The organism is Konateibacter massiliensis (genome assembly GCF_900184995.1).
Lineage (GTDB): Bacteria > Bacillota > Clostridia > Lachnospirales > Lachnospiraceae > Lachnotalea > Lachnotalea massiliensis.
The window spans coordinates 804,378-822,025 of sequence record NZ_LT860098.1 but is presented as its reverse complement, the minus strand read 5'-3'; the positions used below and the strand labels follow the sequence as shown (position 1 = coordinate 822,025).

18 protein-coding genes are annotated in these 17,648 nt (G+C 33.1%); 13 read left to right on the top strand and 5 right to left on the bottom strand.

Features of this window, described 5'->3' with window-relative positions:
• Positions 1-67: 67 nt before the first annotated feature.
• Positions 68-577 (top strand): hypothetical protein, encoded by a 510-nt coding sequence (locus CTY48_RS05000; RefSeq protein WP_099467413.1) that lies wholly within the window; start codon positions 68-70, stop codon positions 575-577.
• Positions 578-681: 104 nt separating this feature from the next.
• On the opposite strand, the gene CTY48_RS04995 is transcribed toward CTY48_RS05000, so the two are convergent.
• Positions 682-1,458, bottom strand: coding sequence for a hypothetical protein (locus CTY48_RS04995; RefSeq protein WP_099467412.1), 777 nt, complete (start codon positions 1,456-1,458; stop codon positions 682-684).
• Positions 1,459-2,534: 1,076 nt separating this feature from the next.
• Between CTY48_RS04995 and CTY48_RS04990 the strand changes: the two genes are divergently transcribed.
• Positions 2,535-4,124, top strand: coding sequence for a hypothetical protein (locus tag CTY48_RS04990; protein ID WP_099467411.1), 1,590 nt, complete (start codon positions 2,535-2,537; stop codon positions 4,122-4,124).
• A 342-nt stretch (positions 4,125-4,466) separates the two neighbouring features.
• On the opposite strand, the gene CTY48_RS04980 is transcribed toward CTY48_RS04990, so the two are convergent.
• Complete coding sequence (locus CTY48_RS04980) at positions 4,467-5,381, bottom strand: IS3 family transposase (RefSeq protein WP_099466477.1); 915 nt, start codon at positions 5,379-5,381, stop codon at positions 4,467-4,469.
• A complete protein-coding gene (locus CTY48_RS04975) occupies positions 5,378-5,662 on the bottom strand; it encodes a transposase (RefSeq protein WP_099466478.1) in 285 nt (94 codons plus the stop codon). The genes CTY48_RS04980 and CTY48_RS04975 overlap by 4 nt, the downstream gene beginning before the upstream one ends.
• A 13-nt stretch (positions 5,663-5,675) precedes the next feature.
• On the opposite strand from CTY48_RS04975, the gene CTY48_RS04970 reads away from it, so the two are divergent.
• The gene (locus CTY48_RS04970) at positions 5,676-6,302 is read left to right on the top strand and encodes a hypothetical protein (protein ID WP_099467409.1); all 627 of its coding nucleotides are present in this window, start codon (positions 5,676-5,678) and stop codon (positions 6,300-6,302) included.
• Positions 6,303-6,850: 548 nt separating this feature from the next.
• On the opposite strand, the gene CTY48_RS04965 is transcribed toward CTY48_RS04970, so the two are convergent.
• Positions 6,851-7,135: a hypothetical protein gene (locus CTY48_RS04965; protein WP_099467408.1), complete on the bottom strand. Its 285-nt coding sequence runs from the start codon at positions 7,133-7,135 to the stop codon at positions 6,851-6,853.
• A gap of 324 nt (positions 7,136-7,459) precedes the next feature.
• Here CTY48_RS04965 and CTY48_RS04960 point away from each other — a divergent pair, with 324 nt between their 5' ends.
• The 5 genes from CTY48_RS04960 (at position 7,460) to CTY48_RS04940 (ending at position 12,899) form a co-directional block, all read left to right on the top strand.
• Positions 7,460-7,918 carry a hypothetical protein gene (locus CTY48_RS04960; RefSeq protein ID WP_099467407.1) on the top strand — a complete coding sequence of 153 codons (459 nt, stop codon included), beginning with the start codon at positions 7,460-7,462 and terminating at the stop codon, positions 7,916-7,918.
• Between the two features lie 37 nt (positions 7,919-7,955).
• Positions 7,956-10,445, top strand: coding sequence for a hypothetical protein (locus CTY48_RS04955; protein ID WP_099467406.1), 2,490 nt, complete (start codon positions 7,956-7,958; stop codon positions 10,443-10,445).
• 51 nt (positions 10,446-10,496) lie between these two features.
• Positions 10,497-10,982, top strand: a complete 486-nt coding sequence (locus tag CTY48_RS04950; RefSeq protein ID WP_099467405.1) for a hypothetical protein — start codon at positions 10,497-10,499, stop codon at positions 10,980-10,982.
• A gap of 15 nt (positions 10,983-10,997) precedes the next feature.
• Positions 10,998-11,468, top strand: a complete 471-nt coding sequence (locus CTY48_RS04945) for a hypothetical protein (protein ID WP_099467404.1) — start codon at positions 10,998-11,000, stop codon at positions 11,466-11,468.
• 495 nt (positions 11,469-11,963) lie between these two features.
• On the top strand, positions 11,964-12,899 hold the full coding sequence (locus tag CTY48_RS04940) for a hypothetical protein (protein WP_099467403.1): 936 nt from the start codon (positions 11,964-11,966) through the stop codon (positions 12,897-12,899).
• 79 nt (positions 12,900-12,978) lie between these two features.
• Here CTY48_RS04940 and CTY48_RS04935 read toward each other — a convergent pair whose 3' ends face one another.
• Positions 12,979-13,272, bottom strand: coding sequence for a helix-turn-helix domain-containing protein (locus CTY48_RS04935; RefSeq protein ID WP_099467402.1), 294 nt, complete (start codon positions 13,270-13,272; stop codon positions 12,979-12,981).
• A 157-nt stretch (positions 13,273-13,429) separates the two neighbouring features.
• Here CTY48_RS04935 and CTY48_RS04930 point away from each other — a divergent pair, with 157 nt between their 5' ends.
• The 5 genes from CTY48_RS04930 to CTY48_RS04910 all read left to right on the top strand — a co-directional run bounded on the left by CTY48_RS04930 (position 13,430) and on the right by CTY48_RS04910 (position 17,525).
• Positions 13,430-14,017, top strand: a complete 588-nt coding sequence (locus CTY48_RS04930; protein ID WP_099467401.1) for a LysM peptidoglycan-binding domain-containing protein — start codon at positions 13,430-13,432, stop codon at positions 14,015-14,017.
• A 65-nt stretch (positions 14,018-14,082) separates the two neighbouring features.
• A complete protein-coding gene (locus tag CTY48_RS04925) occupies positions 14,083-14,766 on the top strand; it encodes a SpoIIIAH-like family protein (protein ID WP_099467400.1) in 684 nt (227 codons plus the stop codon).
• Positions 14,767-14,794: 28 nt separating this feature from the next.
• Positions 14,795-15,601, top strand: coding sequence for a leucine-rich repeat domain-containing protein (locus tag CTY48_RS04920; RefSeq protein ID WP_099467399.1), 807 nt, complete (start codon positions 14,795-14,797; stop codon positions 15,599-15,601).
• Between the two features lie 107 nt (positions 15,602-15,708).
• A complete protein-coding gene (locus CTY48_RS04915) occupies positions 15,709-16,593 on the top strand; it encodes a hypothetical protein (RefSeq protein ID WP_099467398.1) in 885 nt (294 codons plus the stop codon).
• The gene (locus CTY48_RS04910) at positions 16,590-17,525 is read left to right on the top strand and encodes a fibronectin type III domain-containing protein (protein ID WP_328587789.1); all 936 of its coding nucleotides are present in this window, start codon (positions 16,590-16,592) and stop codon (positions 17,523-17,525) included. Before CTY48_RS04915 ends, CTY48_RS04910 begins: the two co-directional genes overlap by 4 nt.
• Positions 17,526-17,648: the final 123 nt, after the last annotated feature.

Below are 17,648 nucleotides of genomic sequence, written 5' to 3'. Positions count from 1 at the left end.
AATACGAAAAGAAGATAAGCTTGAGGAAAGTATATGATTTATATTAGTTGGTTTGAAAGGAGTATCTATGATAATAGATGAAAATAAAGAAGAAATTACTTATGCCTTTGATTTTTTAAAAACAACTATTTCAAAGACAAATGAGGGCATTGATGAAATGGAAAGAAAGTTTTTTGAAAGTGAACAGGCAGAATATTATACTGTCTTTAACGTTCAATTAAATACAAAGAATAAAGAAGAAATACATGAATATTTTGAAAAACATTATATGGATAAAGTTAGATTTCCATCTTATTCAAATTGCCTAAAAGAGCTGATTTTGGACTTCTTGGACATTCCCGACGAATTTGAGATAAATAGCTATAAATCAATTGCCGGTGGGAAAACATCTTCAATTCGTGTAAATACAAAAGAAGGAGCTGTTTATTTATTCAAAAATTTATTATTAGACTATGGGGAAACCAATAAAGATGGACTGTATACAATTTTTAGAAACGTTAAAGAATATTATAATAGAGATGAAAATAAGGAAAGAAAACCGAGTTTTGTGAAAGTTATTAATGATACCAATAACTGATTAAATGAACAATAAGATAATTTAGAATTTTATTAAAAAAGGATAGGAAAGGCATTTTTTAATGTATCAATTTTATGAGAGGAAAAGCGTGATAGATATCAAACCTACCACGTCGAAATGAAATAAGGTAAAATTGCGGGAATACACAAAAGGATTAATGTTAAACTTAAACAAATAGTAGGGCTTAAATATTCTCCTGGTTTACTAGAGGTGAGAAATTTTATATTATTCATAATATTATAAAGCGGTGTTACAGACAAGAGTAATAAAGCACCAATTTGAAAACATATGTAGTAAAGTATTAGACCATTATTCTTAACTAATATGCATTTATCTATAAATATAGGTGTGTTATTAATTTGTGTTACAAAGCTGTCAAATGTATTTGGTTTAAAGTAGTTGTAAGAAATTAAAAAGTAACATAGAGCAGTCAATATTACATAGATTATTGTTTTTATTATTAATTGTTGACTTTTCGGCAGCGATAGAAAATTGAAAATGTAAAATGAAAAAACTAAAATAAAAACGGATGATAAAATAATATCTTTATTTTGCAAATAGAAACAAAGAACAATAACAAGTGCAAAGAAAAATAGCAATAAATATCCGATAGCGTCATATCCACTTGTATTAGAAGATGTGTTATTTGTATGGTTATTATTTATAGTTGTATTACCACTATTAGAATAATCATTAATAGTGTTTTGAGAATTGGTGCCAGCATTGATTTGATTACCATAATTAATATTGGAATATGTTGCTTTTGGGATCTCATTCTTTCTTTTTAAGAAAGTAAGTAGAGAAACAACGGCTTGGATTGAGGCTGGAATCAATGCAATGACAGCAGGATTATTTTTAACAAAGTCGAAGAATTTATCCATAGTAAAACTCCTAACAGTTTATTTGTGATATTTAATTATAACATAATAATAGCAAAATATAACTATAAATAACAAAAAAAGTGCTTACTCAATTAAAGAAAGGAGACTAGCTCATGCAGAGGAAAGACATTAAACCAGCATTTAATTCTTAACAAGTGCACTCCAATTCTAAGTGATACAAAGAACTTAGAGGGGTGCCTTTTTTCAACATTTCAATTCCACGCCCTTTACATAAAAAGATGAGTTCTACAATCCGACGTCCAAAGTATTACAATGAGAATTTCAAACTCAATTTCCATCAGAGCATTATTGTTAATAAACCTAAGACTCAAGTAAATTAAAGCCTTAGCCATATAGGGTTTATTTATAAGGGGGAGTACAAAGGGATAAAATAAAGCCACAGTGAGCCAACCAGTATAGAAAATGAAAACTCCTCCACTGCACCATATAAACCAATCCATATAGACACAGAGATTTAAATAAAAAGTAGGAGAAACCACTTTAAGAAGCAATTTATGGGAACCTTATCATTTCAAAGAAAAGTACAACAGAGTGTCAATATAATAGCACTTACCACAACATATAAGAAAAACAAATAACAATATGGATAAAAATTTATACTTATAGGAGGAAGGATAAGAGGATACTAATAGAATGCAATCACCACCCCACCAACCTCCAACAAAGCCAATAACAGAGTAACAAGGACTAAGAAAAAAACGACAAAGGTACTAGTAGAAGAAAGCAAAGGATATAAAACGAGTCAACAAGCCCAACAGAGCAACTACGATCTCCTCCTCAACTTAAATCACAATGAAAAAGACACCTACAGGGGAGCTATAGATGTCTTTTTTGAGGGGAGTATAAATAATTAATAAGGAGTGACAAAGAAATGGAAATGACTTCATATGTCACAATAAATATTATAAAGGCGAACCATGTCATATGCAATACAAAGAGTGTTTAATTTAATAATTATTTAATACGACAGTATAGAAGAAATAAAAGTACTTTCCATACAAATGATGAAATGGTATAATTTTCCTATACATGGTAACAAAGGGAGGATACAAACGATGAAGAGGGATAAAATAGCAGTTACACTAATAATTTCATTAGGTTTAATAAATTTAGTAGGGTGTACAAAGAATAATAGTTTACTAGACCAGTTTAATTCAGGTCAAGCAATTGAGATAGAAGTATCAGGCACCACAGATGAATATACAAAGAAACTCCACCTTACATGGCAACCCCTGGATAAACTTCAAACCTATCCAGATTTTCGAACAGCTTTTGACAGTGCATTAGGCATAGTAGCTTATGGAGACGATTCAAAGAATGGTGTATGTTATATAGACGAAGAAGGAAATCAGTGGGGAAACAACAACCTCTATAATGCCTTCCAAAATAAACAATTCATCACAGGATACTGGGAGAATGAAGAAGTTCAGCAAGCAGTCCAACAAGCAGTAAGTAATGTTTACACAGACGTAGATGCAGACTCCACATCAAGTTCAATGGGAGTAGCCAAATACGCAGCTCTAAACGCCTACTTCAATATATTGCAAGACGGCGAAACAGGTTTATATAACGCAGACGATACATTATCAAGAGCAGAGGTCTTGTCCGCAGTCTACAGAGCAGAATATCCAGTAACAGATGGTTTAACAGCAGATGAAGAGTTCGACACAGCAGTAGGTACATCAGAGTACAACGCAACAGCAGAGCCATTCGTAAACTACGGTTACTTAGGGTTAGCAGACAAGAGTTTAAATGCTACAACCTACAATGGCACAATGACACGAGCAGAAGCCATATACATGTTAGTACAAAGATACTTTGCAGATGAATACAACTCAATAGACACCAGCAAAGCATCAAGTTACAGTGATTGTAAAAATGGAGGAGATATCTCCAAGAAAGCCGGATTTGATAAGAGTGACAGCAAAGATTATTTAACATCATATGAATTAGTGTATTCATTACAGAATGTAGATAAAGGAGCACCAGAAGATTTATACAAAGCAATGGTAGTAGCGAAAGAAATCGGTTTACTAGGAGACAACGTAACAGAGTCCAACTGGGATGAAGCAATCACCAAAGCCGACCTACTAGAAATGGTAACAAACGCCTACACAGCAGTAGCAGCCAGAGACGGTTATGCAACTGATGCAGCACTAGGAGCAAACACAGGAAACGCAAGTAGTACTGAAACAGGAAGTGAGACTACAGACCCAGCAACTACAATAGACAGAGAAGCAGATGCATCAGGTTTTAAAGGAACAGTCCCATTCGATAGAAACAACCTAGCATATTATCAAAACATAACAGAAGATACAGTAGACATCAGTGCATATTCCTACATGACCACAGAAGCACAAGTAGTAGCTAAAACTCAAGCAGATAAAAAGGACTTGATGGATGCCTATTTATCAGGTTACACACAAGAAGAATTAGATGCAATGACAAGATTTAAAAATTGTGAAAATAAAGCAATAGGAAATATGATGAGTAATCAAAAGCTAGATGCAGATATTAATTCAGAAGATTCAATGGAGTCAAAATTAGCAAAAACTGCCAAAGAAGCAGAAGAAAATCATGTAGATTTACCAGGGTATCATAGAGAAGTAATAAATGGAATAGAAGCATCAGTAAAAGACAATTAATTAGTATCTAAAAAATAAAAGAAACGAATGTAATCAACTCACCATCAAGATTGCATTCGTTTTTTCATAAGAATATGAAAATTAAGCAATTAAATATATTAAATAATTAATTTATTTAAAGGAGAAAAGGGGTTACAGATTGAAAAAATTAAAAAAGAGAAAGAAAAGATATAGTACTCGCATAAAAACAATGGTAAACTATTTATATAAAGAATATAAATGGGATAGGGAGTTGCCAACAATGAAAATAAATAATGAGTACACAATACTATATGGTGTACACCCAAATATGGTCCTATGTCAAGATTTAGTACAAGTTAAAATGAGAAAAAATTCCTCACATTAACTTGCTAGAAGCAGGCGGCCATCTTGGCTCTGCTCATATAGTTTTTCAAAGTCATTTGGTGACATATAATCACAGTGACTGTGGATACGTTTTGTATTATAAAATGCCTCTAGATATTCAAATACGAGGCGATAAGCCTGGTCGAAATCGAGGATATGAAATCGGTTCAGCCACTCCCGTTTTATGAGTGCATGAAATGATTCAATACATGCATTATCCCATGGGAAGGCCTTTTTTGAATAACTACGCTTCATATTTTCGGTTGCTTCGTTGTAGGCTTTTGAAACATACTGAGAGCCGCGATCGCTGTGTATAATCAACGGAAGATCTGTTTTGCGACGTGCTTTTGCTTTGGTTATGGCATCAATTACACAAGAAACCTCTAACGTTTCTGAAAGTGTCCATGCAATGATTTTCCTGGAATACAAATCCATAATGCTTGTCAGATAGACAAATCCGTCTACGGTCCAAATATAAGTGATATCGGTGCACCAAACAGCGTTAGGGCGGTCAGGATTGAATTGTTCATCAAGGATATTTTGAAGTTCGTTACTAAAATCAGAATCTTTTGTAGTGATTGTCCATGGTTTTACCCATTGCGCTTTAATTCCCATTTCCTTCATGTAGGTACCAACCGTTCGTTCTGCAATAACTTCTCCCTTTTTTTTGAGCTCTTTGGTGATTTTGGGAGCACCATAGTTTTGTTTGGAGCCATCATAAATCTCTCTTATTTTGGCCTTTATAGTTTTCTTTCGTACGAGTGTATTTGAAGGAGTTTTTCTTAAAAATGCGAAATATCCCGATCGTGAAACGCCTAAGATTCGCAGCACTCTGGAGACAGAAACACGGCGTCCGTTTTTCTTGGAAGCTTCTGTCTTCTCAGATACTTCGAGGTAAATGGCTTGCGTCATTTTCCCAGAATGCCGATGGCTTTTTTTAACACATCAAGTGCATCCTGTGTGTCGCGCAATTCACGCTTAAGACGGGCAATCTCCTTTTCTTCATCCGAAGAGAAATTTCCAGAGCCTCTAGATTCGAGATCACCTGTCTCACGAAATTCTCTTTGCCATCTTGATATAGACTGGTGGCTGATTCCAAGATTGTTGGCACAGCCAATCAAACCAAGCTCCTTGTGGTCATGATAGTACTGGATGCAATCCAATTTAAATTGTTTGTCATAGTTCTTCGGCATAATGAGACCCTCCATGATTCAGTACAAGTATTGTACCATAATTTTTTATATTGGAATTTCTCATTTTGACTTGTACTATTTAAATTCTAACATCAATATAAGTGCAAGTTTAGAGGATATTAAAAAGTGGTATGCTGATAAACCTTATGAATTGTATGAAAGTAATGAGTCAAAGCATGTAAACCAAATAGGTACTAAGGTAACAGAGAAAGAACTTCACATAAGAGAAAGAGCATCAATAGAGTTTAATGTAATAGGAATAATAGTAAAAAGAAACACAAAGGTACTAGATACAACAGATATATCAGATAAGATACTAACGGATATTAAAGTATTACAATTGAAGCCAGAGCAAGAAAATTCAGTAATAATCAATTATTGTAATGAGCAAAATTATGATGTATTCAGCTACCCAGCTAAATATAAAGAGATAGCAAAAGGGTTCAAGACACAAAAGAAATTGTCATCTGCATGTTACATCATAGTAAATCCAAATATAATAGTAGATGCAGCAATAGGAATAGACAACATAAAGAGTATAATCAAGAAATATGAAACTAAAGTAATTAAGCAAGGCAAAAGTAAAGGAAATAGCCCAATAGATACTAATAAAGGTATACCAGGTATGTTTAACAGGTAAACACATAGGTAATAGTAAACAGAATACAAGACAAAGCAGCTTAATAGGTCTTAAAAACGAATGTAATCAACTCACCATCAAGATTACATTCGTTTTTTCATTTTCAAACACCTCAATTATATAAATTAACCTTAAACCAAGCATTTAAATAATAAATAAGGTAATATTTTTTAAAAGAATAGATATAAGTAATGCTCACTACTTTGGGCAGTGAGCATTACTACTAGATTCGTTTCAGGATATCATAAGCACCATATGATACACATATGATAAATATGAGACCAATTAATGTTTCTATGAACATATCTTATTCTTCCTTTCGTGGGGAAATATCAACAACAAGAAACACCCATGTTTCTGTGTGCCAGTCTCAGTGGCGTCTGTACTCTCTAGACTCTCCGATTAAGTTTGTTCAACTTGATTATATCAAGAATTTATGCAAGAGACAATAGAGAGTACAACCAGAAACAAAAAACCGAATGTAATCAACTCACCATCCAGATTACATTCGGTTTATTTTGTAAATATATATTAGTTAGAAATGATGTTTATTTAAGAAACATATACTTTGGTTCTTCAGCTTTACCCGAGTTAGAACGCTTAGCAGGCACTTTTGGAATGTGGTCAACTATTCCATTACTCTTATAATTAGATAATGCTCCATGAATAGTGCGTTTCCATTTAGGGTAGTTATTGGAGTCATTAATAGGGGATAAGTCACCGTCATCTAAGGATATATTGGTGGATATAAAATTGTGAATATCACTAAGTTCTAACCATTCATTTTTAGGTAATTTAGAAAGTAATTCTTTAATTTTCGATAGTTTTGTCATTTGTAAACCTCCTTATTAATCAATAATAAGTTTATTTTATCAAAATATACAAAATTGTTCAACAAATTTCAACATCAAAACACATATTAAAACTGTTTATTTTATCCTCTCATCTAAGAAAATCCACCTAACACATTAAATAATCTCAATTCTTTTCCCAACACTCACCAATTCCAGCATATCAATCAACCCCACCAAAGAACAGTGTCCTCCAATATCGTATGCCTCATTTTCAACATTCCAGTAAGTAATAGATGTAATTTATTAAAAGGATAAATGGTGAAAAAATAACCACCATCAACAGTAAAAAGGAGAGATGAGCATATGCCATTATACGTAACAGGACAAATAGTAAGCACAGACAGAAGAACAGAGGCCTTCAAAATCTACAATTCAGAGACAAAGAAAAGTATGCTTTTAGCACGTGAGGATGTTACAACAAAACTGCTAGAAGGGTATAAAATCATAGGGTTGAAGTTATATAGAACTGAAAACTATGATTATGCAATATTAAATTCTAAAATAACAGGGATAACTAGTTTATCACGTTTAAATGGGGCAGGAGAGCGTGAGCACAAAAACAAGCAAACCTTAGTGTTAATAGAGCTGCGTGGGTTTAAAGAGAGAGTAAAAATTTTATGTGTTGATGCTGAAGATAATCTACACCTACTAAAACTAGATGAAATAAAAGACTATCTCACCCATGACACAATCATAGGGGTAAAAAAAGTAACTGATGAAAAGTTAACGCCACACGCCCTTTATAACAATCGAGCCTACTAATAAAAAAATAGGAGTTAAACCAAAGGGAGGAAACACAATGAAAAAGTCCAAGCAATCCAAAACTACAAAGAATTTAAAGCGTATAAAACTCATAAGTTTAATAAGTTTATTTACCCTCACAACAGTAGGTTGTTCAGCACGATTAAAGGATTTCCTCGACACAGATATAAATGCAGCAATGCATCAAAGAGTATCATTAAACCAGCAAATCGCAGATCAACTGTATGCATCAAACTTCATATCTTCAAAGACTCATGAAATGGTAATAAATAACTTAGATAACATAGCAAGTAAATATGATGAGCAGGCAGAATCACTCGCTTCCTCTGGTAAAACAACACTAACACGAAGTATATCAAGGTATGTCAAAATAGATGGTTTAGATATACATACCTATTTTGGAGCAGATTCAATAACAGATAATGATGGAAAGCAAAAGAAAGTATTCAAATCCGAGTCAGATTACACTCCAACAGATGGTTTAAATGATTTAGCTTTAGCCAATTACCTATGTTCACAAGGAGTACTCACTGATACAGCAGATACATATGATACAAACCCAGAAGGTGTACAAAACGTTGCAGAGCCAATGGTATTAGTAGATGATAAAGTGGCTGCGGAGGTAAACAAGAAATTTGGCTTTGAGGTTTATGTATTATCACCAGACATTTTTTCGTCAGATGGTACTAATTCAATTGATGGGATAACAGAGTTATTACAAAGCAATATCAAAAAGACAGAGAAGGGAACAAAGGTAAACGTTGGAACTCTCAACAATTACTTTGTAAAAGCACTAGATGAAAATGGAGAAGCAGTAACCCTCCTCGATATGACCAAAGAAGAGAACAAAATAATTAAAAATAGTTTAGACCAGCCACTGAATGGGCAGAACACACAACCTGGCTATGACATGATAGTAAAACAATGGGGTGTACCCTCATTATCATTCAAATTCACAGAGTTTTCCCAAGAAGCAGTAAATAACCTTGACAGTATAGTAGGTTTAAATGAGGGTAAGTATATATTTTCAACAGACAATGGAATAAACAGAGTTTATCTCTTAGAATATCCAGTCTCAATATTAAGCAGTTTAATTGATAATCAAGATAACACCGTATCAGGAGAATTAACAAAATCAGGTTTAGGCATCAACTTATGGACTGGAAACTTAATCAAGTATGATTCAGATGGCAATGGTGGTTGGTTAGCAAGTGGTACACCAATATCAAACCCTGAGAATTCTTACCTGACAGTATCAGGAGCAGATAACGAAACTCAAACAGGAAAATCTTCTTTCATAATCAAAGGCATGACAACAACAGAAATCCGTCATAGTTTAATAGATGATGGAGCATCTAAAACGATTCAATGTGGTCGAATCATTTTAAGAGATTACCTAGAAGCAACCTATGCACCTGAGTTCGTCACAGATGAACCACTCGCCATCTTTGGTAGAAAAATAAGAATTAAGTTTACTGATTGGATAGTACAGGAGAATTACAACAATACAAAGTATTCGCAGTTCACTCCCAAGTGGAGTAAAGAGAGCGACATGGCTTCTTTCGTAGATAGGAATGGAGTAGAAGTCGTAAACAGTCCGAAACTACAAATTACAGACTTTTGTGATGCTGAAAGTATCAACAGTGTTTATGCAGATAAAGCCAAAGTAGTTTCACTCACTCTAAAGAGTGCCACACCAGCAAAAACACCAGCTGAAGAAAATAGTAGTGGTACCTCAACCATAGACAACCTAGAACATGAAACAGTGAATACCAGCATTAAACCAACACTAATGTTTCCAGGAACAGAAGTAGGACTGCAGGATTATAACGTTGAATTAAAACAAAAACAAGAACAAGAGGAAGCACAGGGTAATAACGCAGACTCAGAACAAAAGCAAAGGTTCTATGCATTAACAACAAAGTGTGGACTATTTGACTCAGCATTATACTCTACATGGATAGAAAGTCAAAGCACAGAAGCTTCCTTAGATTGGTGGAACACATATTTAAAAGAAAACAAGTTCATCTACACAGTCAACCATAGTGAATTAAACGACTACCTAAAAAGCTTCTATGCATATGAATTAAGCCAAGATGGAGTAATAATCTTAGACCTGAAGATAGTAGCAAAGATACAAGATGAGTTCACAGCAGATGCCAACACAGAGAGAATGCATACCATGAGAACATTTTTCATGATACTGGGATGGTTTTTAATTTGTTGGTCAATCTCTTTAATGTTAGGTTGGTTAATCGACACTAATGTAGATATAGGAATGAGGGTATTAGAAAAGCTATCATTTGGTTACTGGGTAGCAGTAAAGTACGAAGAAGACTTACCACAATATAATGCAGACCAAAGGAGCTACATGACGGCAAGCCAAGTAACATTAAGGTGTATCGTAATAATAGTAGTTGGCATAATACTCATTTATGTAAATGAGCTTGATATAGTTCTCTATTTAATAAAGTTATTTGGAGGTCCGGCTCAACAATTAGAAAAACTAATAGGAGGTTTAAGGTAAACAGGGGAAGCAAAAGAGAGCAAGGCGAAGAAGAAAGCAGGAGGAAAAACAATGGCATTATACGTAACAGGAAAAGTAAAACAAGGTCTTTTCCATACAGTAGCATATAAACTGTATGATTCAAAATCAAGAGAGTCAACGATCATGTCAAGAGAAGATATCATACTAGAAGTAAAAAAAGGCAGACGGATAATAGGATTTAAGCAGAATGAGTACACAGAAAAAGTAGTAATAAACCCTGAAATCAGTAACATAAAGCACTTGTCATGTTTAGGTAAAGACGGCAAAAGAAAGAGTAATTCAGTTCATACACTTGTACTTATAGAGGTATATGATTTTGAAGATAAAGTAGAAATCCTCTGTGTAGATGCAGAGGACAAGTTATATATTCTTAATTTACATCAAATAAAGCAATGGCTATTACACGATTACATCGTAGGGTTAAGTGAAGTAGGAGAGCAGTACATCATTCATCACTCAGAATATGATAACAGAGTTTATCTGAAACCATTGCTTAGTAACCAAACACCAGCATAGAAAAGGGGAAAACACATGGAAACAACAGCATATTTAATTGGAAGAGTAAAATCAAAATCAGACGATAGCATAATTGGTTATAAAATATACAATACACAGAAAGAAGTAAGTGTTATTGTAGCCAAAGAAAACATAGAGAGTTTACTAGAACAAGGGCATCAAATAGTAGGCTTGAAATATAGAGAGAAAAGTAGTCCAGGGCATAGGGTAGTATTAAACGGCAGAATAAAAAACATAGACAAAATCTCCTATATAGATGGGGAAGGTAAAAGAGAAGACACATCTGAAACATTAATACTTTTAGAAGTAAAAGCTTTCCGTGAGAAAACAGAAATAATAGCAATCAATGGAGAGGATAAGAAATATCAGCTTAACCTAGAGCAAATAAAGCGGTGGATGGAACATGACGTAATCATAGGAATCAAGCAAGTAAAAGAAGATTACATAGTAATAGATACCTCATATGCCCACAGAAATTATCTATAACACAGAAGTACAGAATAAACACTATTCATTTAAATGTGAGTAGTGTTTATTTTTTATCCCAATGAGAAAAAGAGCAGGGAAGCAGTACCTCAAAACCTTTCATTCATTCCCTTTTCTCCCTACCAAGCATAGAGCAAGAACAAAGGGTGTGCAGTAGTGGAAAGTTTATATACAATAAGTCAATTACCAACAATAAAAAGAAAAACAATTTCTTCCTGATAAATTTGTGGCGTAAGTTCAAAGTTGAGAGTTCTTCTGATAGATTCAACTTCTACATGGTAAAAAATCAGCTATACATAAAGTGAAAAAATAGGTATGCAGTCGGGGTCAAAAATCCAAGGAAAAAATAGGAGAAAATTGAGAAGAATTTCCCAGAAGAAAAAATTGGTGTAGAAAATTGGTGTGGAAAATTTCCGAGTGGTTTAAGGAAAAAGGTACTAAATGAAGCATCTAGTTGAGTGAAAATTATTAATATTAATAGGTGGTGGAGAATAAATGGATAACTATATTTATAATGAAGAAACAGGCAAAGAAGAAAAAGTAAAGTTTGATGAAGTAGACATAAACCGAGAATACTTAATAAAGCTACGATTTGACCAGCAAGCAATCCTTTTACTAGAGCAAACATATGCAGAATTAATCAGCTACAACAAACCATACAATGTACGGAATTTAAAACTACTAGGTTTAGATGAAATGACAGCAAGACAACTCATGTATATGTATGAAATATGTTCAGGAAAGATTTCAGTAGAGACAAAAGAAGAAATCATAAAGCACTTTAAAAAGCTAACAAACGGAGCAACAAAAGTAGGAATACAATCCCTTGCAGTCAGTAGTATTAAGGAGGTTCCAAGGTTAGCAATCATAGGTGGAATAAAACAAGAGCCATTTAACCAATGGAACAGTAAGAGGTATAAAGGTTTAGGAAAATTTTACAAAGTAGTTTCAGTAGGAAGTAAGAAAGTAACAATAGAAACAAAAAGAAAACCTCAGTTAAAATGGGAGCAAGCAAAAGAAGTTCCAAAAGTTCTAAAAATTATAGAGTTAAAAAAGTCAGGTAAGATAAGGGTAGAGTTTAACAGAGACTATTGTAGGCTGTGTAACAGATTCATAATTGTAGCCGCACTAAAAAGACCAGAATTTCACCATGGATTATATGAGATAATCGCTTACGAAGGCACAAAAGTTTTTGTGTATGCAACTACACTTCAAGCCACACACCTAATAAAATACAATATGTCATCACAAAGGGTATACGATTTTGGAGTAGTAGTATCGGACATAAACAAAAAGTTAACACAGACAGCCATAAAAATATATGATTACTTAGGAGCAGTTGCAGTTTACAAAGAAGATGGTACACAAGAATATCATATCATGGTAAAGAGTGATCCGGCAGATGAAATACATGATGATGTAGAAACATAGAGAAAGGGTACCCATTTTAAGCAAAGATATTTGGGAACTATCATACAAAGTAAAAAAGAAGGCATGGGATTAAAAGTTCTCATGCCTTTATTGTTTTAATTAAAACATGAAGAGCGTGAATCTGCTCTTGATTCAGATTTGATACATCAATAGTAACAGATGGTTTATCTTGGTTTCTACCTAATAAATAATCAGTGCTACATTTATATAAATAGGATAATGCGAGTAAATTTTCAAGACTTGGAGTTCTTTCACCAGTTTCGTAACCAGAAATAATTGAAGGTGACACTTCCAAAATATTGGAAACTTCCTTTTGTGATAATCCATTTTCAACACGTAATTGTTTAAGTTTGTCAGCCATTCCTTTAATCATTGAGTAAACACCTCCTACACTAATTGTAAAGTGATAAGCATAACAATTGGTGTAGTATCAGTACACTATTTGTAATTGATTAAATGAATAATATAATGTATAATTATGGTAAAATATAATAAAAAGAGAAAACAAGGGAAGGAAAAGGGAGATACATATGAAAAACAAAAAAACTATTATAATTGTGGTATTATTGGTATTTTCTATAATAGGTAACGGAGTTTTGTTTATTCAAAATCAAAGTTTAAAAGAAGCAACAGCAGAAAAAGAAACGGCTTTAACAGATGCAAATAATCAATTAACCGAATTACAGTCGAGTGTTACGGATTTACAAACCCAAGTAGAAGAGCTACAAGCTAAATCAACTGAAAAAACAACCAATGCTAGTTCGGATGAAAGTTTAAACTCAAAATCACCAAATAAGGAAGGTGAAATTGAAAGTTATGATTTAGATTTAACATCAGATGAAGTAAGTCCAAGTGAAGCAGGTTCATCAGTCGGAGTTGTTACAGAAATAGAAAGCTCAGAGGAAACACTTGGAAAGACTATTGAGTCAAATAGTACAGAAAATGAGCAAATCTCACAGGAAAATGAAGATTCTTATACTGTTGAAAAGGGAGATACATTAGCAACTATTAGCATGAAATTATATGGCAACAAAGACATGGTTGAAAAGATTTGTGAATTAAATAATATAGAAAATGATAACAAATTAAAAGAAGGGCAAAAATTATTGTTGCCTTGAGTTACAGTAATATGTTTAGGGTAGATAAAGTTCACAGTAGATAACTGCAAGAGAGGAAAGCACTTATGAAAAATAAAAAAATTTTTATTATTTTAGTAATTTTATTATCAATATCAATTTTAGGAAATGGATATTTATTAGTTCAAAGACAAAGTTTAAAAAACATTAAATCAGAAAAAGAATTAGCATTATCTGATGCAAATAATCAGCTAACAGAATTACAGACAAGTGTTACGGATTTGCAATCACAGATACAAGAATTGCAAGCTAAATCAGTTGAAGCAGATACAACTTCGAATGATACAGCTACAACAGATTCGACAAATGAAAGCACAGAAACAGGAGATACTACTTCAGGTGAAGCAGTTCTTACCAGTGCAACAACAAATGTAGGATTTATTGCAGAAGCAAAACTTTCAAGAGAGCAGGTAAGAGCAAAAAACAAAGAAGCTTTATTAGAGATTATTAACAATACAGCTATTGCAGACGAACAAAAACAAGCTGCCATCGACGCCATGATTAAAATGACTGACATTGCAGAACGTGAGGCAGCTGCTGAAACTCTTTTAGAGTCCAAGGGATTTGAAGATGTTGTCGTATCAATCACGGATGATACAGCAGATGTAGTCGTTAATATGTCAGAGGTAACCGATGCCAAAAGAGCCCAGATTGAGGACGTTATGAAAAGAAAAACGGGAGTATCAGCAGAAAATATAGTAATTACACCAATCAGCGTTGAACAGAAATAAAGGAAGAAGAGGGAGGATAATAAACAACATGAAAAATTTAATCAAGAAACTATTAGTAGTAACAATGGCATTGGCATTAGTGTCAGGCGGTTTAACACCAGTAGGAAACGTTGGAGTTGTACAAGCAGAGGAAACAAGTGTAACAAGTGGACAATGTGGAAAAACAGCATACTGGAATTACGACACATCAAGTAAGACATTAACGATTAGTGGTACAGGCAGTACTTATAATTACGTATGGGACTATGATAAGGGTGAATCAACAGAGCCATGGGCTCAATACAAAGAAAGTATTAAAAAAGTAGTAGTAAAAAAAGGTATCACAGGTATCGGAAACAGAAATTTTAATTCTTTGTATAAGGTAACAAGTATATCATTACCAAAGACTTTAACTAAAATTGGAAACTATTCATTTGTTGAACTAGACTCTCTTAAAAAATTAGTCATACCAGACAGTGTAAAAACAATAGGAAATAACTCAATTTCAAATACAGGTTTAACCAACATAACACTGGGAAGCAGTCTAACAAAAGTTGGAAACTATTCAATATGTGATTTTAGTCAGAAAGCAGTTAAAATTAAAATTAAATCTAAGAAGCTTAAATCTATTGGTAAAGGTTCTTTATTTGTAAAATCTTATTTCAATAATACGAAACTTAAAACTCAAAAAGTAACTATTCAGATACCAAGTAGCAAATTAAATAGCTATAAAAAGATGATACAATCAGCGGATAAAAAATACTTAAATGAGAGATTAAAAAGGGCAACCAATGAGAAAGGCAAAGAAAACGTTAAAAAATGGTATGTTTGCAATAGAGTATATAAAGCATACTAATATAAAATAATTTGCAATTAGTTAGAGTATATTATAGTCATAAAAATCCAAGTTGAAACGTACTTGGATTTTTATGTAATTACATGAAGTAAAGGGAGTGAGAACAAATGAGAGCGAGCTTAAGGTTTAATAACAAGAAAGAATTATTTAAATACATAAATAAGAAAAAATTAATTGTATTAACTATTTTAACCATATTAGTATCAGCGCTTTTTATAATAGTACCATACGCATATCCAAACCCAGCCAATGGGAATAATACAGCCAATAAAAAATTTGCAAACAAAACAGGAAGTGTAACACTAAATGTACGTACAACAGATGGTTTGTATGGTACATATGTAAATATTATTACTCCAAATTTAAGTGCTTATGACATATGGTTAGGAGAATGGTTAAAAACAGCTAACACCACAGCTAAAGGAGACTTATCAATATTTAATACTACAGTAACAAAAGAGACAATGGCAGGTTATCCCGGATACATGGGTCAGATAGGAGCAGGAATAACAGCTCCAAGTTCAGGTGATATGAAATCATCTACATATGGAATAAGATTAGTTGGTAAAGATAGCTATACATATAATAATACAAGTAGAGAGAAAAATTTTGTAAGACAAGCAGGAAAAAGTTATAAACTGACTATTAAATATCCAACAGTAGGATATAAACTTTCAGCTGTAACATCATCAAATGATTCACTTGCAAGATTAATACCTTATGACACCGAGGTAAAAGCAGGTGTAGCTAAAATAAAGGATGGAACAAATGAAGTTGATTTGCAATTATGGAGTTGGAGTACCACAGCCATCAGTGCATGGACTCCAGGTACAGGTAAAGATTTTTCTATCATGGTAGATTTACAAGACATTCCAGGAAATAATGTAACACTTGAAGTTAAATTTGACCCTTATACTTACTATGTATCATACAATGGAAATGGAGCAACAGGTGGAAGTACAGGAACTAGTACTCATACATATGATGCATAACAACCTTAATAATACCAAACACAGTAGAAGCAATTGATGCGAGTTCAATTACTAATACAGATATAACGGAACTGACGATACCAAAATCGGTTAAATATATTGGAGTAAGTGCACTAGCCGAGAATAAGAAACTAAAGACTATTATTATTGAAGAAGGTTGCACGCATATTGACATGTTAGCATTTATAGGAAATACTGCATTGCAAGATGCATATTTACCAAGCACTGTAAAGAAAATGTCTTACAATTGGACTGATTCTAATCCATTTCAGGGTATTGAAAAGAAAGTTACAGTTCATGCCGAAAAAAGTTCTTTTGTATATGGTTATTGTAAAAATATATTAGGGATGAAAGTAGTTGATACAACACCTGTTAAACCAAGTAAAATAAGCTCATTAAAGGTATCTAAAATAAAGCAAGACTCCATGAAACTAACATGGAGTAAAGCAAGCAAAGCAACTGGTTACTATGTGTATCAGAAGAATGGCGATAGTTGGGATAAAATAGCAACAGTAAGTAAAACCAATTATACAGTAAAAAACTTGAAGCCAAATAAGAATTATAAATTCAAAGTTGTGGCATATCGTAATAATGATAAAACTACAACTGTTAGTAAAGAAACTACTATCACGCAGAAAACAAAAGCGATGGAAAAACCAGATAAGGTCACTAAACTAAAAGCATCAAAGATTGGTGAAAATTTTATAAATCTGACATGGAATAAATCTCAAAATGCCACCGGTTATAATGTTTACCAGTATGATGATACAACAAAAAAATGGGTAAAACTTGATACGGTGACAAAGAAATCTTATCGTGTCACCGGATTGACAGAAAAAAGCAAGTACAAGTTTAAAGTTGTTGCAGAGAATAAACAATCTTACGGTACAAAAACCGGAGAGGCAGTTACAATATCTGCTAAGACGAAGTAACAGTAATAAACAGAATTAAATTTAAGAAATATAAGAATACATATAATGAAAGTTTTAAAAGAATGTAACATTCAGCATACCACTGAATGTAACATTCTTTTTTATGCCCAAATCAACATAATT